14 protein-coding genes are annotated in these 20,794 nt (G+C 57.2%); 11 read left to right on the top strand and 3 right to left on the bottom strand.

The features are described from left to right. Nucleotides 1-20: 20 nt before the first annotated feature. Together sfsA and thpR are read right to left on the bottom strand one after the other, a co-directional pair. Nucleotides 21-725, bottom strand: coding sequence for a DNA/RNA nuclease SfsA (gene sfsA, locus AC0TOY_RS21010; protein ID WP_024907500.1), 705 nt, complete (start codon nt 723-725; stop codon nt 21-23). Then, nucleotides 715-1,269 (bottom strand): RNA 2',3'-cyclic phosphodiesterase, encoded by a 555-nt coding sequence (gene thpR, locus AC0TOY_RS21015; protein WP_032649754.1) that lies wholly within the window; start codon nt 1,267-1,269, stop codon nt 715-717. Before thpR ends, sfsA begins: the two co-directional genes overlap by 11 nt. A 73-nt stretch (nt 1,270-1,342) precedes the next feature. On the opposite strand from thpR, the gene hrpB reads away from it, so the two are divergent. The 10 genes from hrpB to fhuB all read left to right on the top strand — a co-directional run bounded on the left by hrpB (nt 1,343) and on the right by fhuB (nt 17,805). After that, entirely contained in the window at nt 1,343-3,772 is a 2,430-nt protein-coding gene (hrpB, locus tag AC0TOY_RS21020; RefSeq protein WP_473722495.1) for an ATP-dependent helicase HrpB, read from the top strand. Nucleotides 3,773-3,916: 144 nt separating this feature from the next. Further along, nucleotides 3,917-6,442 carry a bifunctional glycosyl transferase/transpeptidase gene (mrcB, locus tag AC0TOY_RS21025; protein WP_024907503.1) on the top strand — a complete coding sequence of 842 codons (2,526 nt, stop codon included), beginning with the start codon at nt 3,917-3,919 and terminating at the stop codon, nt 6,440-6,442. 347 nt (nt 6,443-6,789) lie between these two features. Continuing rightward, on the top strand, nt 6,790-7,362 hold the full coding sequence (locus tag AC0TOY_RS21030) for a fimbrial protein (protein WP_175557801.1): 573 nt from the start codon (nt 6,790-6,792) through the stop codon (nt 7,360-7,362). A 42-nt stretch (nt 7,363-7,404) separates the two neighbouring features. Beyond that, nucleotides 7,405-8,118, top strand: a complete 714-nt coding sequence (locus AC0TOY_RS21035) for a fimbrial biogenesis chaperone (RefSeq protein WP_048990247.1) — start codon at nt 7,405-7,407, stop codon at nt 8,116-8,118. 20 nt (nt 8,119-8,138) lie between these two features. After that, a complete protein-coding gene (locus AC0TOY_RS21040; protein ID WP_473722496.1) occupies nt 8,139-10,616 on the top strand; it encodes a fimbria/pilus outer membrane usher protein in 2,478 nt (825 codons plus the stop codon). A gap of 12 nt (nt 10,617-10,628) precedes the next feature. Further along, entirely contained in the window at nt 10,629-11,633 is a 1,005-nt protein-coding gene (locus AC0TOY_RS21045; RefSeq protein WP_473712518.1) for a fimbrial protein, read from the top strand. A gap of 205 nt (nt 11,634-11,838) precedes the next feature. Beyond that, nucleotides 11,839-14,088, top strand: a complete 2,250-nt coding sequence (fhuA, locus tag AC0TOY_RS21050) for a ferrichrome porin FhuA (protein WP_473702175.1) — start codon at nt 11,839-11,841, stop codon at nt 14,086-14,088. Nucleotides 14,089-14,138: 50 nt separating this feature from the next. Next, a complete protein-coding gene (fhuC, locus tag AC0TOY_RS21055) occupies nt 14,139-14,936 on the top strand; it encodes a Fe3+-hydroxamate ABC transporter ATP-binding protein FhuC (protein ID WP_047346397.1) in 798 nt (265 codons plus the stop codon). Beyond that, entirely contained in the window at nt 14,936-15,826 is an 891-nt protein-coding gene (gene fhuD / locus AC0TOY_RS21060) for a Fe(3+)-hydroxamate ABC transporter substrate-binding protein FhuD (RefSeq protein ID WP_473722497.1), read from the top strand. The genes fhuC and fhuD overlap by 1 nt, the downstream gene beginning before the upstream one ends. Next, nucleotides 15,823-17,805 carry a Fe(3+)-hydroxamate ABC transporter permease FhuB gene (gene fhuB, locus AC0TOY_RS21065; RefSeq protein WP_473722498.1) on the top strand — a complete coding sequence of 661 codons (1,983 nt, stop codon included), beginning with the start codon at nt 15,823-15,825 and terminating at the stop codon, nt 17,803-17,805. The genes fhuD and fhuB overlap by 4 nt, the downstream gene beginning before the upstream one ends. A gap of 96 nt (nt 17,806-17,901) precedes the next feature. Here fhuB and hemL read toward each other — a convergent pair whose 3' ends face one another. Beyond that, entirely contained in the window at nt 17,902-19,182 is a 1,281-nt protein-coding gene (gene hemL / locus AC0TOY_RS21070) for a glutamate-1-semialdehyde 2,1-aminomutase (RefSeq protein ID WP_473722499.1), read from the bottom strand. A gap of 177 nt (nt 19,183-19,359) precedes the next feature. On the opposite strand from hemL, the gene clcA reads away from it, so the two are divergent. Next, a complete protein-coding gene (clcA, locus tag AC0TOY_RS21075) occupies nt 19,360-20,760 on the top strand; it encodes a H(+)/Cl(-) exchange transporter ClcA (RefSeq protein ID WP_048990258.1) in 1,401 nt (466 codons plus the stop codon). Nucleotides 20,761-20,794: the final 34 nt, after the last annotated feature.

Here is a 20,794-nt window from a genome sequence, read left to right on the forward strand (position 1 = left end):
ATCGTCAATCGTCTAATCCCTTATAAGACAATGGGAAGAGAGGATCTCAGAGTCATATTATCGGCAGAAAGTTCCGCTTTATAAGCGAAAACCTCTACCCCCTGCTTTTGTGCCTCATTCAACAATTGCGCGTATTTAGGATCAATATGGCGGGCAGGGGAGAAACGCTCAATGGCTGAATGCAACACCGCAAACAGCAATACGGCGCGTTTGCCCGCCGCCGCAACACTCATTAGCTCTCGCAGATGCTTCTGGCCACGTAGCGTTACCGCATCCGGGAAGTAGCCATTTTCCTGCTCCGCTAACGTCACTGATTTCACTTCAATATAGCACTCCGGCCTGTCTTCCGCCTGTAACATGAAGTCAATTCTGCTGCTTTCATCGCCATATTTCACTTCACTTTTATGCGTACCATAACCGACCAGTTCAGGAATGGTGCCATGGGTCAGCGCTTCCTTAACCAGTTGATTTGCGCGCAGGGTGTTAACGCAAATAAATGCCCCATTTTGGGTTTCGGTCATTTCCCAGGTATGGGCATATTTGCGTTTAGTATTTTCTGATGTGGAATACCAGACCCTGTCACCCGGCGTCGCACAGCCCGTCATGGCACCGGTATTGGGACAGTGCAGGGTGAGCTGTATCCCTTCGGGGGTGATCACGTCGGCGAGGAAGCGTTTGTAGCGTTGGATAAGCGTTGCGTGCTGCAGGGGAGGACTAAACTTCATCAGAATTCCTTTCGGTGTTGCCCAGCGTCCAGCGCTGTAGCGGCGTATAGCGGGTGCGTCCCTGTGCAAAGACGGATTCGTAAAGCGCGAATCCGTTGACCGGAAAAGCCCAGTGAAAACCCGGCGGCGGGATGGCAACGGCCTGACCGGCATCGCGCAGCAGCGTGATATGTGGATGAAACGGCTGCGGGCTCTGATAACAGCCGCTGCGCGCCGCCTGCGCGCGCAGCATGTTCGCAAGCTGCAATAATCCGCGCGGTGGCTGGCGCGTGCCCAGCCAGACCACGCGCGAACGCAGCCACTGACCCGCATCGTCGAGGTGCAGCGTAAATTCCGGCTGGGCAATACGCCCGGCCATTGCGGCTAACGCCCGCTGCTTTTCGGCACTGACGTCGCCCAAAAAGGCCAGCGTCAGGTGCAGGTTAGCCGCCGCGACAGGGCGACCGGCTTCCGGCGGGAAGCGATCGGCGCGCCAGCGAACAATTTGACGCTGTATCGCGGTGGGCAATTCAATGGCAAAAAACAGCCGTTTCGACTCAGGCATACGGAGGACTCGGTAATGATATGCGCCGATGCTACAATGTACGCCGACTAATGTTAACCCTCTGGAGCTGTTAGTGTCCTCATTGCCGGTTGCCGTCGTTCTTCCTGACCTTCTCGCTGCCTTACATCATGCCCCGCAGGTTTTGCTGAATGCCCCGACGGGTGCGGGGAAGTCCACCTGGCTGCCGCTGCAGATTCTGAAAGACGGGAACATCAGCGGAAAAATTATCCTGCTGGAGCCGCGCAGGCTTGCCGCGCGCAACGTGGCGCAGCGTCTGGCGGAACTGCTGAATGAAAAACCGGGCGAAACGGTAGGTTACCGGATGCGCGCCGAGACCTGCGTGGGGCCGAGCACGCGCCTCGAAGTGGTCACCGAGGGTATTCTCACCCGCATGCTGCAAAACGATCCGGAGCTCACCGGCGTCGGGCTGGTGATCCTGGATGAATTCCACGAGCGTAGCCTGCAGGCGGATCTGGCCCTCGCGCTGTTGCTGGACGTTCAGCAAGGACTGCGTGACGATCTCCGGCTGCTGATTATGTCGGCCACGCTGGATAACGAGCGGCTACGGCAGGCGCTACCCGATGCACCGGTCATCAGCTCTGAAGGGCGGGCGTTTCCGGTAGAACGCCGCTATCAACCGCTTCCCTCCCACCAGCGTTTTGACGAGGCGGTCGCCATTGCTACCGCTGAGCTGCTGCGCCAGGAGCCCGGTTCCCTGCTGCTGTTTTTGCCGGGTGTCGGTGAGATCCAGCGCGTGCAGGACCAGCTTTCCTCTCGCGTAGGCGGCGATGTGCTGCTTTGCCCGCTCTACGGCGCGCTGTCGCTCCAGGATCAGCGTAAAGCCATCCTTCCGGCCCCGGTGGGGCAGCGCAAGGTGGTGCTGGCAACCAACATTGCTGAAACCAGTTTGACCATTGAAGGGATTCGCCTGGTGGTGGATAGCGCCCAGGAGAGGGTGGCAAGCTTTGACCCGCGCACCGGGCTGACTAAACTTCTGACGCAGCGCATTAGCCAGGCGTCGATGGTGCAGCGCGCGGGCCGCGCGGGGCGTCTTGAGCCAGGTATCTGCCTGCATTTGACCAGCGCGGAACAGGCTGAACGCGCTGCACAGCAAAGCACGCCGGAAATTTTACAAAGTGATTTGTCGGGCCTGGTGATGGATCTGCTTCAGTGGGGCTGTCCGGATCCTGGACAGCTTACCTGGCTTGATTCTCCGCCTGCCGTGAATCTCGCCGCTGCGCGCAATCTGCTGACCCAGCTTGGCGCGCTGGAAAGCGAACGTCTGACGGCGCGCGGCCAGAAAATGGCGGCACTTGGCAACGATCCGCGTCTGGCCGCAATGCTGGTGGCCGCGCTGGGGGACGATGAAATAGCCACGGCGGCTAAACTGGCGGCTATCCTTGAGGAGCCGCCGCGCGGTAGCAGCAGCGATCTGGGGCAGGCGTTTTCGCGCAACCAGGGGAACTGGCAGCAGCGGGCGCAGCAGCTCGGTAAACGGCTTAACAGCCGCGGCGGCGTACCAGACAGTGAGAGTATTCCCCGGCTGCTGGCGCAGGCCTTCCCGGACAGGATTGCGCGTCGGCGCGGGCTGGACGGTCGCTACCAGCTGGCAAACGGCATGGGGGCGATGCTGGACAGCGATGATGCGCTGACGCGTCACGAGTGGCTGATTGCGCCGCTCCTGCTGCAGGGGAGTCACTCCCCGGATGCGCGTATCCTGCAGGCGATTGCCATAGATATTGACGCCCTGACCCGTACCTGTCCGCAGCTGCTTCAGCAATCGGACATCGTCGAGTGGGATGATGCCCAGGGTACGCTGAAGGCGTTTCGTCGTAGCCAGATTGGGAAACTGACGCTCGGGACGAAGCCGCTGGCGAAGCCGTCGGAAGAAGAGCTTCATCAGGCTATGCTGAACGGCATTCGGGAAAAAGGATTAGGCGTGCTGAACTGGTCACCAGAGGCTGAACAGTATCGTCTTCGCCTGCATTGTGCTGCACGTTGGCTGCCGGAGTATGACTGGCCCGCAGTCGATGATGAGACATTGCTGGGCTCTCTGGAGCGCTGGCTGCTGCCGCAAATGCACGGTGTTCACTCGCTTCGGGCGCTGAAAGCCCTTGATGTTAAGGTCGCGTTACAGAATTTACTGGACTGGTCATTACGTCAACGTCTGGATAGTGAACTGCCAGGGCATTACACTGTGCCCACCGGAAGCCGGATTGCCATCCGTTATCATGAGGATAATCCGCCGGCGCTGGCGGTTCGGATGCAGGAGATGTTTGGTGAGGCCACCACGCCGTCCATTGCGGAAGGGCGTGTGCCGTTAGTGCTTGAGCTGCTGTCGCCTGCGCATCGTCCATTACAAATCACCCGAGATTTGGGGGCGTTCTGGGCGGGAAGCTACCGTGAAGTGCAAAAAGAGATGAAGGGGCGATACCCCAAACATGTCTGGCCGGACGATCCGGCGAATACGGCGCCGACGAGGCGGACGAAGAAATATTCCTGAAAGGGATGTGCGGCCTGATGCCCTCACCCCAGCCCTCTCCCACAGGGAGAGGGAGAAAACAAATTTTGAGAGATTTCTTCTTTCACAGGCCTGTGAAAGAAAAGAAAATCTGGCCTTTGCGCCTGAAAGTTGCGGAGAAAAAGCATGGCGGGGAATGACCGCGAGCCAATAGGACGTAAGGGAAAACCAACGCGTCCGGCGAAAGAAAAGGTAAGCCGTCGTCGCCTCAGAGATGAGGACTATGACGATGACTATGAAGACGATTATGAGGATGAAGAACCGATGCCGCGTAATGGAAAAGGCAAAGGGCGTAAGCCTCGGGGCAAGCGCGGCTGGTTCTGGCTGCTGCTGAAGCTGTTCATTGTTTTTGTCGTGCTGATGGCGATTTACGGCGTGTATCTGGATCAGAAGATCCGCAGCCGTATCGACGGTAAAGTCTGGCAGTTACCTGCGGCAGTATATGGCCGTATGGTGAACCTTGAGCCAGATATGTCCATCACGAAGAACGAGATGGTTAAACTGCTCGAAGCCACCCAGTATCGTCAGGTGTCAAAAATGACGCGGCCTGGCGAATTTACCGTGCAGTCCAACAGCATTGAGATGATCCGTCGTCCGTTTGATTTCCCGGACAGCAAAGAGGGGCAGGTGCGCGCGCGTCTGACCTTTGACGGCGATCGTCTGGATACCATCGAGAACATGGATAACAACCGTCAGTTCGGTTTCTTCCGTCTCGATCCGCGTCTGATCACCATGCTTTCGTCAGCAAACGGCGAGCAGCGCCTGTTCGTGGCGCGTAACGGCTTCCCGGATCTGCTGGTCGATACCCTGCTGGCGACTGAAGACCGCCACTTCTACGAGCATGATGGCATCAGCCTCTACTCGATTGGTCGTGCGGTGTTGGCTAACCTGACTGCCGGCCGTACCGTACAGGGCGCGAGTACGCTGACCCAGCAGCTGGTGAAGAACCTGTTCCTCTCCAGCGAACGCTCTTACTGGCGTAAAGCGAACGAAGCCTACATGGCCGTGCTGATGGATGCGCGCTACAGCAAGGATCGCATCCTTGAGCTGTACATGAACGAGGTGTACCTCGGTCAGAGCGGCGATAACGAAATCCGCGGCTTCCCGCTGGCGAGCCTGTACTACTTTGGTCGTCCGGTGGAGGAGCTGAGCCTGGATCAGCAGGCGCTGCTGGTGGGCATGGTGAAAGGGGCGTCCATCTATAACCCGTGGCGTAACCCGAAACTGGCGCTGGAGCGTCGTAACCTGGTGCTGCGTCTGCTGCAACAACAGCAGGTGATTGATCAGGAGCTGTACGACATGCTGAGCGCACGTCCGCTTGGCGTTCAGCCGCGCGGCGGTGTGATTTCGCCTCAGCCTGCGTTTATGCAGCTGGTGCGTCAGGAGCTGCAAAGCAAGCTTGGCGATAAGGTCAAAGATCTCTCCGGCGTGAAGATCTTCACCACCTTTGACTCCGTGGCGCAGGATGCGGCAGAAAAAGCGGCGGTGGAAGGCATTCCGGCGCTGAAGAAACAGCGTAAGCTCTCCGATCTTGAAACCGCGATGGTAGTGGTTGATCGCAACTCCGGCGAAGTGCGTGCGATGGTGGGCGGTGCCGAGCCGCAGTTTGCAGGCTACAACCGTGCCATGCAGGCGCGTCGCTCGATCGGTTCTCTGGCAAAACCGGCGACCTATCTCACTGCCCTGAGTCAGCCAAACCAGTATCGTCTGAATACCTGGATTGCGGATGCGCCTATCTCCCTGCGCCAGCCTAACGGCCAGGTGTGGTCACCGCAGAACGATGATAAACAGTTCAGCGGTCAGGTGATGCTGGTGGATGCGTTAACGCGTTCCATGAACGTACCAACCGTTAACTTGGGCATGTCGCTGGGACTGCCAGCGATTGTCGACACCTGGCAAAAACTGGGCGTATCGAAAGATCAGCTGCACCCGGTGCCGGCAATGATCCTCGGCGCGCTTAACCTGACGCCGATCGAAGTCGCCCAGGCTTTCCAGACCATTGCCAGCGGGGGTAACCGCGCACCGCTGTCTGCCCTGCGTTCGGTGATTGCCGAAGATGGCTCCGTGCTGTATCAGAGCTTCCCGCAGGCAGAGCGTGCCGTTCCTGCTCAGGCCGCCTACATGACGCTGTGGACCATGCAGCAGGTGGTGCAGCGTGGTACCGGGCGTCAGCTGGGGGCGAAGTATCCGGGTCTGCATCTGGCGGGTAAAACCGGGACCACCAACAACAACGTTGATACCTGGTTTGCCGGTATTGATGGCCGCGAAGTGGTGATCACCTGGGTAGGCCGCGACAACAACCAGCCGACCAAACTGTACGGGGCGAGCGGGGCGATGTCGATTTACCAGCGCTATCTGGCCAATCAGTCACCGGTGCCGCTGAACCTCGTTGCACCGGAAGATATCGTGGATATGGGCGTGGACAGCTCCGGTAACTTTGTCTGCGGTGGCGGAATGCGTACCCTGCCGGTCTGGACAACCAACCCGGATTCCCTGTGCCAGCAGAGCCAGCCTGAACAGCCGACGGGCAACCCGTTCGATCAGTCTTCTCAGCCACAGCAGCCGCAGCAGCAACAGCCGCAGCAGCAGAATGAGAAGAAAGACAGCGATGGCGTAGCCGGCTGGATTAAGGACATGTTTGGCGGAAACTGATTAGTTTCCTGAATAAAAAAGCCGCTTAGTGATAAGCGGCTTTTTTTTGTCTTAACATTTATTCTTATTTTAATTTTAGTAAATGTCTAATTAAGAATTATTAATGCGTGATTTTTCTTTTTTTAATCAGTGCGTTGGTATCACTTTAAACTATTTTATTCGCCATCCTGCTGGACACGGTAAAGATTAATCTGATGTAATTAAGTTCGTGAATTTCACTTTCCTCATGGGATGTTCTTATTAATGGTTTTTCGGGGCTAAGTGACGTCCAATTTTAAATGGCATTCTGGCGAAAAGTATTTTTCCCAGGAATGGATTCCATTATAAACATATATAAGGATGTTGTTATGAATAAGATAATTATTTCTTCTTTATTGGCCGGAAGCATTATGGCGGCTTTGTCGCTGCCGGTCTTTGCAGCGAATGATTCAGGTACGGTAAATTTCGCCGGAAAAATTGTGGCGGATACCTGCGAGATCAATGTTGATGGTACGGGGACCAATGAATCCACCGTCACATTCGCAGATACTTATCCTTCAGATTTTGGCATCGACGGTCAGGTCGGGACGTCTAAAGCTTTTAAGATTGAAGTAAAAAAATGTGACCCGCTGGTCGCCAAACTGAACCTCAAGTTCAGCGGCACAACGACAGACGCCGCGTACAAGCGTTTGAAGAACGATCTCTCCGGCGCAGGCAACGCCACTAACGTTGGCATCATTGTCAGCAACGACAACGGCTCCAAAGGCGATGTGGTCTTCGACGGTTCAGTACCGGATGCGGGCACCGACGTGGCTAACGATCCGACCGGCGCAGCGGCTTCTGTCTTTAACTACACCGCGAAAGTGATTCAGGTCGGTGATGCCGCGCCAACCGCGGGTCATTACTCCTCCTCAGCCACATTTGAGGTTGTCTATCGCTAAGCAATTATTGGCAGCCTGAACGGCTGCCTCCTGGAACGCTGTATGAAGACGTTATTTAAATTGTTATGTGGTTGTTTAATTATCTCTTGCTTTTCAGTGCAGGCAAGCGTTGTTCTCGGTGGTACGCGAATTATTTATCCATCGAATAAATCTGAAGTACAAATCGCACTTAAAAATAAAGATCCTCATACGCGTTATCTGGTGCAAAGCTGGGTCAGTTATCCCAATGATGCAAAGGCTCCCTTTATTATTACGCCGCCTGTCTATAAGTTGCAGGAAAATCGTCAGACGCTATTACACGTTATTTTTACCGGCGATAAAAACAGCCTGCCGGCAGACCGCGAATCACTTTTTCTGGCGAATGTGAAATCCGTCTCTGCTCTGTCGCCCGATCTGAAAGAGAAAAACACGCTGCAGTTCGCGATGAAAACGCGCCTGAAGCTTTTCTGGCGTCCTGCTCAACTGAAGGAAACCGATGCCCTGGGAGCCTATGAAAAAATCACGTTCCATCGTCAGGGTGAGACGCTAATTGCAAACAACCCCACCCCTTTTTACGTCTCTTTTGGCGAACTGGCCGTTGGCGGGAAAAGTGTACCGGTGAAAGAGACCAAAACCACGCCGGGTGCCATTTCAATGATGGTTGCACCGTTTAGCAAGCAGAGTTTCGCGCTACCAAAAGCGGCAAATGGCGCGGTGACCTGGACGGCTATTAATGATTTCGGCGCCCAGACTCCTCTACGCAAGCAGGCTCTTTAAATCGATCATGTTGGTAAGTTATGTCGTCATCTTTACTTCACAAACAGGTACTGTCCGGGATCGCGCTGGCGCTGCTCGCCGCGATCCAGCCTGCAAGTGCGGATGACGAATTCAACCTGCGGATCCTTGAACTGGATACCCCTCTCGAAAATACCTCCACGCTCAAAAAATTCATCAATGATAATGGCTTACTTGCGGGGAGCTACCCCACGACGATTATGTGGGATCGGGACGTGCTGGATACACGTACGCTCACCTATGTGCTTTCTGACGACAAACAGCATCTGCTGCCGGAGCTGACCAAAGCGGACCTGCGCGAATACGGCGTGAAAGTTGACACGATCCCTGACTTAAAGGGTCTTGACGACGAGGCTTACGTTCGGGACATCTCTCATTTCATTGAAAATGCACGCTACGATTACGATCAGGATAACCAGACCCTGAAGCTGGTCATTCCGCAGATCTATCGCGATCGCGCCGCCGCCGGAGCGATTAACCCGAAATTCTGGGATGACGGCGCGCCTGCCGCCTGGACAAGCTATCAGCTCAGCGGCTCTCAGCAACACTATAGCTCGGGCAAAGCCTCTTCAACCTGGCTGGGTCTGGAGTCGGGGATGAATCTTGGCGCGTGGCGACTGCGTAATAACAGCACCTGGAGCGATGCTTCCGGCTGGGAGGCTATCGCCAGCACTTTACAGCGTGACATCAAAGCGTTGAAAAGCCAGCTTGAGATGGGGCAGACGTATACCAATGGCGAGCTTTTTGACAGCGTCCAGATGACCGGCGTGAAGCTGGAAACGGACACCGCTATGCTGCCCGTCAGCCAGCAAGGCTTTGCGCCCGTTGTGCGAGGTATTGCGAATAGCGACGCGAAAGTCACCATCAAGCAAAACGGCTATACCATCTATCAGACAAACGTCTCGCCAGGGCCTTTTGAGATCCGCGACTTGAGCCAGGTGACTTCCGGAGCCGATCTGGAAGTGACCGTCGAAGAGGCGGATGGCAGCGAGCATAGCTTCATTCAGGCCAGCGCGTCGGTGCCGGTGTTACAGCGAGAAGGTGGTTTTAAGTACTCGCTGGCAGCAGGGCGCTATCGCGGTAATGAAGGTGAAGATGAACCCATCTTTGCGCAAGGTACGGCTATCTATGGTCTGCCTTACGGCGTCACGGCCTATACCGGCGCGCTGGGGGCGTCACTGTATCATGCGCTGCTGCTGGGGCTTGGTGCCGACCTGAGGCACTTCGGCTCCGCATCTGTCGACTTCACCGCCGCGCGTACCGCGTTTGATGACGGGCTTGACGATGCCAGCGGTTTATCGTGGCGGGCCCAGTACTCCAAAGATATCCCTGACACGGATACGACCGTCACGCTTGCCAGCTACCGCTACTCTACCTCGGGGTTTTATACCTTTCAGGAAGCTATCGATCGGCGTGACGGCGAGATCGATGACGGCATTTATACCTATCGCAGAACCAACAACCGCCGTAGCCGCATGCAGCTAAACCTTTCCCAGCGTATTTCAGACTGGGGCTCGGCTTATCTCAACGGCTATCAGCAGGATTACTGGGATATGGACGGCCATGAGCGCAGCGTCAGCGCGGGGCTGAGCTCCAGCTGGCGCAATATCACCTGGTCGATAAGCTACAACCTGACCCGCACCCCGGACGCCAATACCGACCGGCAGATGGCGTTGACGGTCAACATTCCGTTCTCAAAGTGGCTGCCTGACTCCTGGGCAACCTACAGCGCTAACACCGCCAGCGGTGGGTTTGTTTCACATCAGGTCGGGCTCGGCGGCACCGCGCTGGAGGACAATAAGCTGAGCTACAACCTCCAGCAGAGCTATGCCAATCAGAATACCGGCTACGGCGGCAGCCTGTCCGGGCGTTACCGTGGCGCTTCCGGTGAGGTCGGGATGGGCTACAGCTACAGCGGTGATAATAGACAGTGGAACTACAGCGCGCAGGGGTCGATCGTTGCCCACGAGCATGGCGTGACGCTGGGGCAACCCGTACGCGACGCTTTTGCCATTGTGCACATTAAGGATGGCGATAACGTTAAAGTGCAAAACGGGCGCGGCATCTCTACAGACCGTTTTGGTAACGCCATAGTGCCCTCTATGACGGCCTATCGGCACAACGTCATCACCGTAAATACCCAGGATCGGGAAGATATTGATATCGATGCGGCAACGCTCGATCTCGTGCCGACGAAAGGGGCGGCTCTGCACGCGACCTTCGATGCTCGCGTTGGACGACGCGCGCTGGTGACCTTGCTCTACGCAGGTAAGCCCGTTCCGTTTGGGGCTGTGGTAGCGCTGGAGAGTACCACCGCCATCGTCGGGGATGACGGTGAGGTTTACCTCACGGGGCTGTCCGGCAAAACAACGTTTAGCGTGCAGTGGGGGGAAGAACACGTTCATCAGTGTCATGGAGAGCTGGAGCTTCCCTCCCAGGGCTCAGCAGGGATCGTGAAAGCCACGGTCAACTGTCATTAAAAGAGGTATTTCATGAATCTACACTTTTCCATGAAAACGTTTTTCTTACCCGTGCTGATGTTGCTGGCGACCGCCTTTTTCCATTCAGCTCGAGCAGACTGTACTTTTAACGGCAGCTCTGGCGTGGATGCTGTGGTGACGTTTCAACTTCCGCCGGTGATTATTGTTGCTCCTGATACCCCGAAAGGCACAATCATTTACGATGACAGCGTTGAAAGTAAAGAAGTGGCCATAGACTGCATCGGTGAAGCGCAAATACGGCGAGGCTATCTCTCCTTGACGGAAAGCGATGCGCGTGAAGATGTTATGCCTGGCGTTTATCAAACTAATGTCCCGGGGATTGGAATTCGGGCCGCTTCCTCGAATGAGCAGTTACCAAACTATAATGACGAGGATCTTGTCAGGCCAATGCACTATATTGGCTCAACACATGGCTATTCGCATGGAGTATCTACCTTTCGCGCCACTGCGCAGCTGGTGGTAACGGGCGATATTCAGGAAGGATATCTCGATACCTCACGATTAACCTCAATGGATATCCTGGGGAACGCGGTGATCGGTGAAATGCGCTTTTCGCCCACCAGCGTTCGCATTACGACCAACACCTGTAACCTGGTCGACCGTAACATTTATGTGCCTCTTAAAACGGTTAACGTTCAGGATTTTGACGGGCAATACTCAGAGATACTTACCGACAGCAGTTTTAAGATTGAAATCACCGACTGTTCTGCGGGGACAAAGATCGATTATCAGTTCACCAGCGCAGGCTCAACGGGCGTGAAGAACGGCAATATCCTCGGCATCGCTGCCGGAGATTCCGCCGCCGCGGGTGTCGGCATCCAAATTCTTGATAAGAATAATACGGTGCTGCAGTTTGATCAGAACTACACGGCGATAACCAGTACGCAGGACAAGATCCCAGTTGAAATCCCTCTCAAGGCGCGCTACGTCAAAACGGGGGAGGTTAAAGCGGGCAAAGTCGATTCCGTCGCCACGTTCGAGGTATTTTACCGTTAACCCTCTCTGCCCGTTTTGGCGGGCTTTAGCGATCATTTCGCTATCCTTATTAACCCACTCTTTTCATCTGGTTAATTCTTAAACCCTTAAATCTTGTAGGGCTGCTTACTGCTTGCTATGCAACCCGCGTTTCGCATATTATTCTGGCGCTCATAATAATAATTCTCGTTTACGTTATCATTCACTTTTCCATCAGAGAAACATCATGGCGCTTTCCAATACTGCTCAGCCAATGAACACGTCGCTGCGTAAACTCGCGGTCGTCGTCGCCACAGCGGTTGCCGGCATGTCCGCGTATGCTCATGCGGCCGAAACCCCGAAAAAAGAAGAAACTATCACGGTAACCGCAGCACCTGCGGCACAGGAAAGTGCCTGGGGACCGGCGGCGACCATCGCTGCACGGCAATCGGCGACCGGGACCAAAACGGATACTCCGATTCAAAAGGTTCCACAGTCTATTTCCGTGGTGACCGCTGAAGAGATGGCGCTGCACCAGCCACGCTCGGTGAAAGAAGCCCTGAGCTACACGCCGGGTGTTGCGGTGGGTACGCGTGGCGCGTCTAACACCTATGACTACCTGGTCATTCGCGGTTTCGCGGCCGACGGTCAGACCCAGAATAACTACCTCGACGGTATGAAGATGCAAGGCAACTTCTATAACGACGCGGTGATTGACCCTTATATGCTGGAGCGCGCCGAGATCATGCGCGGTCCGGTTTCGGTTCTGTACGGCAAAAGCAGCCCTGGCGGCTTGCTGAACATGGTCAGCAAGCGCCCAACCACCGAGCCGCTGAAAGAAGTTCAGTTCAAAATGGGCACTGACAGCCTGTTCCAGACCGGCTTTGACTTCAGCGATGCGATCGACGATGACGGCGTTTACTCTTACCGCTTAACGGGCGTTGCACGTTCGAACAACTCGCAGCAGGAAGGCAAAGGTGAGCAGCGTTATGCCATCGCGCCTTCTTTCTCCTGGCGTCCGGATGATAAAACCACCTTCACGTTCCTCTCATACTTCCAGAACGAGCCTGAGACAGGCTACTACGGCTGGCTGCCAAAAGAGGGAACGGTTGATCCGCTGCCAAATGGCGATCGTCTTCCGACGAACTTCAACGAAGGCGCGAAGAACAACACCTACTCCCGTAACCAGAAAATGGTGGGATACAGCTTCGACCACGCATTCAACGATACCTTTACCGTGCGCCAGAACCTGCGCTTTGCTGAGAACAAAACCTCGCAAAACAGCGTATACGGCTATGGTGTCTGTACCGACCCGGCGAACAGCGGCAACAAGCAGTGCGCGGCGTTAGCGCCATCGGACAAAGGCCATTATCTGGCGCGTAAATACGTTGTCGATAATGAAAAACTGCAGAACTTCACCGTTGATACTCAGCTGCAGAGCAAATTCGCTACGGGTGATGTGGACCACATCCTGCTGACCGGCGTTGACTTTATGCGTATGCGTAACGACATCAACTCCTGGTTTGGCTATGACGACTCTGTTCCGCTGCTGGATCTCTACCATCCGGTGAACAGCGATTTTGATTTTGGTGCAAAAGACCCAGCAAACTCCGGCCCGTATCAGATCCTTAACCGTCAGAAACAGACGGGACTCTACGTTCAGGATCAGGCGCAGTGGGATAAGGTCCTGGTAACCCTGGGCGGTCGTTATGACTGGGCCGATCAGGAATCCTACAACCGCGTGACGAACACCACTTCCAAACGTGATGACACCCAGTTCACCTGGCGCGGCGGCGTTAACTACCTGTTTGATAACGGTGTCACCCCGTACTTTAGCTACAGCGAATCGTTTGAACCGGCTTCGCAGACCGATGCCCAGGGTAAACTGTTCTCGCCTTCCAAAGGCAAACAGTACGAAGCGGGCGTGAAATACGTACCGAACGATCGTCCGATCGTTGTTACCGGTGCGGTATACCAGCTGACCAAAACCAACAACCTGATGGCGGACCCGGCGGGCTCCTTCTTCTCCGTTGAAGGCGGTGAAATCCGCGCGCGTGGCGTAGAGCTGGAAGCGAAAGCGGCCCTCTCTGCAAGCGTGAACGTCGTCGGCTCCTATACCTATACCGATGCGGAATACACCACCGATACGAACTACAAAGGCAACACGCCAGCTCAGGTGCCAAAACACATGGCATCCGTTTGGGGTGATTACACGATGTTTGATGGCCCACTGTCTGGCCTGACGCTGGGTACCGGCGTGCGTTACACGGGTTCCAGCTATGGCGATCCGGCGAACTCCTTCAAGGTTGGCAGCTACACCGTTGTCGATGCGCTGGTCAGATACGATCTGGCACGCGTTGGCATGGCAGGCTCGAACGTGGCGCTGCACGTGAACAACCTGTTCGATCGTGAGTACGTTGCCAGCTGCTTCAACACCTACGGCTGCTTCTGGGGTGCTGAACGTCAGGTTGTTGCTACCGCGACCTTCCGCTTCTAATCTCTGTCCGGGCACGGTTCGCCGTGCCCTTTTTATTTAAGTTGGCTGATATGCAGGATAATCAAACGCAACCCGACACCACCTTTACGCTCAACCATCTCTCCTTTCGCGTACCCGGGCGCACCTTGCTGCATCCGCTCTCTCTGACGTTCCCCGCAGGTAAAGTCACTGGCCTGATTGGTCACAACGGTTCCGGTAAGTCCACGCTGCTCAAGATGCTGGGGCGCCATCAGCCGCCTTCAGAAGGCGATATTCTGCTGGATGACCAACCGCTGGAGAGCTGGAGCAGTAAAGCCTTTGCCCGCAAAGTGGCCTATCTGCCGCAGCAGCTGCCGCAGGCGGAAGGAATGACGGTGCGTGAGCTGGTGGCGATTGGGCGTTATCCGTGGCACGGGGCGCTTGGGCGCTTCGGCGTGGCCGACAGAGAGAAAGTGGAAGAGGCGATTGCGCTGGTCGGGCTAAAACCGCTGGCGCACCGTCTGGTGGATAGCCTGTCCGGCGGCGAACGTCAGCGCGCGTGGATTGCTATGCTGGTGGCGCAGGACAGCCGCTGCCTGCTGCTGGATGAACCGACCTCTGCGCTGGATATAGCGCATCAGGTCGACGTTCTGGCGCTGGTGCATCGCTTGAGCCAGCAGCGCGGTCTGACGGTCATTGCGGTTCTGCACGATATCAACATGGCCGCGCGTTATTGTGACTACCTCGTCGCGCTGCGCGGGGGCGAGATGATTGCCCAGGGAACGCCGTCAGAGCTGATGCGCAGCGAAACGCTGGAACATATTTACGGTATTCCGATGGGTATTCTGCCTCACCCGGCCGGGGCTGCACCGGTGAGCTTTGTCTACTGATGCTCGATAACACACGCATTAGCCGCCGTCGCCTGCTGACGGCGATGGCGCTCTCACCGCTGCTGTTAAAAATGAATACGGCGCGTGCTGCCGCCGTCGATCCGCACCGCATAGTCGCTCTGGAGTGGCTGCCGGTCGAGCTGATGATGGCGCTCGGCGTCACGCCCTACGGCGTGGCGGACATTCCTAACTATAACCTCTGGGTGAACGAGCCGAAGCTGCCGGACTCGGTGATCGACATCGGCCTGCGGACGGAGCCAAACCTCGAGCTGCTCACCCAGATGAAACCCTCGTTCATGTTCTGGTCAGCGGGCTACGGTCCGTCAGAGGAGACCATGGCGCGCATCGCGCCCGGACGTGGATTCGCCTTCAGTGACGGTAAAAAACCGCTGTCCATGGCTAAAAATTCGATTAACGAGATGGCGCGTTTCCTCAACCGCGAGGTCGAGGCCAAAAAACATCTCGACGAATTTGATGCCCTGATCGACTCCCTGAAGCCCCGCTTTGCTCACCGGGGCGATCGTCCGCTGCTGATGGTGACGCTGCTGGATGCCCGCCATATGCTGGTTTTCGGTAAAAACTGCCTCTTCCAGGAAGTGCTCGACAGCTTCGGCATTCGCAATGCCTGGGAAGGGGAGATGACGTTCTGGGGCAGTACCGCCGTGGGTATCGATCGTCTCGCGGCGTTTCGCGATGTGGATGTGCTGTGCTTCGATCACGGCAACGAGCGCGCCATGCAGACCCTGATGGCGACGCCGCTCTGGCAGGCGATGCCGTTTGTGCGTGAGCAACGCTTCCAGCGCGCCCCGGCGGTCTGGTTCTACGGCGCGACGCTGTCGGCCATGCATTTTGCCCGCGTGCTGGATAACGCGCTGGGAGGGAAAGCATGAATACGCGTATCTCCCGCTTCCCGGCGCTGCTGCTATCCCTGCTTTTTCTGGTTGCGCTGGTATTAACCGGGTTCAACCTCTCGACGGCGTTACCCCGCACGCAGTGGGGGGCCGCGCTGGCCTCGCCGGATATCGACAATATTCAACAGATGCTGTTCCACTACAGCCTGCTGCCGCGTCTGGCGATCTCCCTGTTAGTCGGCGCCGGTTTAGGGCTGGTGGGCGTGCTGTTCCAGCAGGTTTTGCGTAACCCGCTGGCAGAGCCAACCACGCTCGGCGTCGCAACCGGCGCACAGCTTGGGATCACCATTACCACGCTGTGGGCGCTGCCGGGTGCGTTAACCTCGCAGTTTGCGGCACTCGCGGGGGCGTGCGTGGTGGGTGCGCTGGTCTTTGGCGTGGCCTGGGGCAAGCGTCTTTCGCCGGTAACGCTTATCCTGGCCGGGCTGGTGGTGAGCCTCTACTGTGGGGCGATCAACCAGCTGCTGGTGCTGTTCCACCACGATCAGCTGCAAAGCATGTTCCTGTGGAGCACCGGCACGCTGACCCAGACCGACTGGAGCGTGGTGCAGCGCCTCTGGCCGCAGCTGGCTGGCGGTGTTGTGCTGACGCTGCTGCTCCTGCGTCCTCTTACGCTGATGGGACTGGATGACGGCGTGGCGCGCAACCTGGGGCTGGCGCTGTCGCTGGCTCGCCTGGCGGCGCTGACGCTGGCAATTGTATTGAGCGCCCTGCTGGTGAACGCGGTCGGCATCATCGGGTTTATCGGCCTGTTTGCGCCGCTGCTGGCGAAAATGCTTGGGGCGCGTCGTTTATTGACGCGTCTGATGCTGGCGCCGCTGATTGGGGCGCTGATCCTCTGGCTTTCCGATCAGCTTATTCTCTGGCTGGCGCAGGTCTGGCGGGAAGTCTCCACCGGCTCTGTGACCGCGCTTATCGGGGCGCCGCTGCTGCTGTGGCTGCTCCCGCGGCTGCGCAGCATGAGTGCACCGGCGATGGACGCGGGCGATAAAGTCTACGCTGAACGTCGGTCGGTGCTTTGGTTTAGCCTTGCCGGTCTGGCGGTGCTGATTATCGCCTCGTTCGCGGCGCTCTCATTTGGACGCGATGCCGCGGGCTGGCACTGGGCAACGGGTGATTTACTCAATGAACTGCTGCAGTGGCGCTGGCCGCGTATCGTCGCTGCGCTGATCGCCGGGGTGATGCTGGCGGTGGCGGGGTGCATCATTCAGCGTCTGACCGGCAACCCGATGGCGAGCCCGGAAGTGCTCGGGATCAGCTCTGGCGCCGCCTTTGGCGTGGTGCTGATGCTCTTCTTCGTGCCGGGCAATGCGTTTGGCTGGCTGATGCCTGCCGGCAGTATCGGCGCGGCAGCCACGCTGATGATTATCCTGATAGCCGCCGGTCGCGGCGGCTTTTCGCCGCACCGCATGCTGCTGGCCGGGATGGCGCTCAGCACCGCGTTTACGATGCTGCTGATGATGCTGCAGGCAAGCGGCGATCCGCGTATGGCGAAGATACTGACCTGGATTTCCGGCTCGACCTACAACGCCACCGGAAGCCAGGTGGTCTGGTCCGGGATGGCGATGCTCGTGCTGCTGGCGATGGTGCCGCTGTGCCGCCGCTGGATGACCATTCTGCCGCTCGGCGGCGAAACCGCGCGTGCGGTGGGGATGGCGCTGACCCCAGCGCGTGTCGCGCTGCTGCTGCTGGCGGCGTGCCTGACGGCGACGGCAACCCTGACGATTGGACCGCTGAGTTTTGTGGGGTTAATGGCGCCGCACATTGCCAGAATGATGGGCTTCCGCAGAACGATGCCGCATATCGTCATGTCGGCCCTGACGGGTGGGGTGATGCTGGTGTTTGCGGACTGGTGCGGAAGAATGGTGCTGTTCCCGTATCAGATCCCGGCGGGTCTGCTGTCGACCTTTATCGGTGCGCCGTATTTTATTTATCTGTTGAGAAAGCAGAGCCGGTAGTCAGGTGCGGCCTGATGCCCTCACCCCAGCCCTCTCCCACAGGGAGAGGGAGAACATCGTAGGCCGGGTAAGCGTTAGCGCCACCCGGCAATGACCTTAGAGCTTCGCAAACACCTTACGCGCCGCGTCGATGGTGTTATTGATATCTTCTTCGCTGTGCGCCACGGACATAAAGCCCGCTTCGAACGCTGACGGTGCCAGGTACACGCCTTCTTCCAGCATCAGGTGGAAGAAGCGCTTGAAGCGCTCAACGTCGCACTTCACCACGTCCTGATAGCAGGTCACGGTTTTCGCATCGGTGAAGAAGATCCCGAACATGCCGCCCACATGGTTAACCACCAGCGGAATACCGGCTTCCTCTGCCGCTTCAAGCAGTCCGTTTGCCAGCTGCGTGGTCAGGTCGGTCAGGGTTTCGTGAATGCCAGGCTGGGCCACTTCGGTCAGGCAGGCAAAGCCCGCGGCCATGGCGATGGGGTTACCGGAGAGCGTGCCCGCCTGGTAAACCGGGCCGGTTGGCGCCAGGGCTTCCATCACGTCCTTACGACCACCGAATGCGCCGACCGGCATGCCGCCGCCGATGATTTTACCGAGGCAGGTGAGGTCCGGCTCAACGCCGTAGTAAGACTGGGCACCCGCCAGCGCTACGCGGAAGCCGGTCATGACTTCATCGATGATGAGCAGCGCGCCGAACTCGTCGCACAGGGCGCGCAGGCCCGGCAGGAACTCAGGCTGCGGTGGGATGCAGTTCATGTTGCCCGCAACCGGCTCAACGATGATGCAGGCGATCTCCTGCGGATACTGCTCGAACGCCGCGCGAACGGTGTCCAGATCGTTGTAGGTGCAGGTGAGGGTATGCTTAGCGAAATCGGCCGGTACGCCAGGTGAGTTTGGCTGGCCGAGCGTCAGTGCGCCGGAACCGGCTTTCACCAGCAGGCAGTCCGCATGGCCGTGGTAGCAGCCTTCGAATTTGATGATTTTATCGCGACCGGTAAAACCGCGCGCCAGGCGGATGGCGCTCATGGTGGCTTCGGTACCGGAGTTCACCATACGCACCATGTCCATGGTCGGCACCAGTTCGGTCACCAGCTCCGCCATTTTCACTTCCATTTCGGTTGGCGCGCCGAAACTCAGGCCGCGCTGGGCAGCTTCAATCACCGCATTACGAATAGCCGGGTGGTTGTGCCCCAGCACCATCGGGCCCCAGGAGCCGACATAATCGATATAGGCTTTGCCATCGACATCATACAGATACGCGCTGTCAGCACGTTCGATAAACAGCGGCGTACCGCCCACGCCGGTGAAGGCGCGCACAGGTGAGTTCACGCCACCCGGAATAAGCTCTCGGGCTGCACTGTAGAGGTTTTCAGACTTGCTCATGGCGTCGTTCCTGGTTCGTATAAAATGATTAAGCCCACTATTCTAAGTGATTCGGGGAAGGTTATGAAATTTTTAGCCGGGTAATGCTTTAAGATTTGTTAAGTAATTTTCAGGAGACGGTGGGGCAGTCTCTGGTAAAATCCTCGCGGCTTTTTGTATGACGAATAAGAACAGGACATGAAATCAGATTCTCCGTCTTTTGAAGAACAACAGTTTACGCGCGCCCGGCACCGGGTCAGTATTCGGCGGCTGCTCAATCGCGATAAAACGCCGCTGGCGATCCTGCTGGCCGCTGCCGTGGTGGGGACTCTCGCGGGGTTGATTGGCGTGGCGTTTGAAAAAGCGGTTAATGCCGTACTCAACTGGCGAGTGGGCACCGTGGCCGGTTTCGCCGATAGCGAATGGCTGGTCTGGGTTTGGGCATTCGGGCTGTCTGCGCTGTTTGCCATGGTGGGGTATTTTCTGGTGCGTAAATTCGCGCCGGAGGCGGGCGGGTCTGGCATCCCGGAAATTGAAGGTGCACTGGAGGAGCTGCGTCCGGTGCGCTGGTGGCGGGTGATTCCGGTTAAATTCATCGGCGGCATGGGTACGCTGGGCGCAGGCATGGTACTTGGCCGGGAAGGGCCCACGGTACAGCTGGGGGGGAACGTCGGCCGCATGGTGGGCGATCTGTTTCGGATGCGCAGCGCCGAAGCGCGCCATACGCTGCTGGCTACCGGTGCGGCGGCGGGGCTGTCGGCGGCGTTTAACGCGCCGCTGGCGGGCATTTTGTTCATTATCGAAGAGATGCGCGCGCAGTTTCGCTACAACCTGATCTCCATTAAAGCGGTGTTTACCGGCGTCATTATGTCGAGCATCGTCTTTCGCCTCTTTAACGGCGAAGGGGCGGTCATTGAGGTGGGTAAACTGACCAACGCACCGGTTAACACCCTGTGGCTTTACCTGATCCTCGGCATGATTTTTGGCGTGGTGGGGCCGCTGTTTAACACCTTTATCCTGCGCGCTCAGGATATGTTCCAGCGCATTCACGGCGGGAACACCACGAAATGGGTGCTGATGGGCGGTCTGCTGGGCGGAATGTGTGGCGTGCTCGGGTTTATCGAGCCGAATGCCGCAGGCGGCGGGTTCGGGCTGATTCCCATTGCGGCGGCGGGGAATTTCAGCGTGGGTCTGCTGCTGTTCATGTTTATCTCCCGCGTCATCACGACGGTACTCTGTTTTTCCTCCGGCGCGCCCGGCGGGATATTTGCCCCGATGCTGGCGCTGGGGACCTTGCTGGGCACCGCGTTTGGTATGGCGGCTGAAGTGGGTTTTCCCGCCTATCATCTTGACGCCGGGACCTTTGCCATCGCCGGAATGGGAGCGCTGCTGGCCGCATCCCTGCGTGCGCCGTTGACCGGGATCGTGCTGGTGTTGGAGATGACGGACAATTACCAGCTCATTTTGCCAATGATCATTACCTGTCTCGGCGCGACACTATTAGCCCAGTTCCTGGGTGGAAAGCCGCTATACTCCACCATCCTAGCGCGTACTCTGGCAAAACAAGAGGCTGAACGGGCCGCAGCGCAGAATACTTGAATGAATTACCAGGGTATTAGATAATGACACAAAG

The organism is Enterobacter sp. PL_is379 (assembly GCF_055817355.1).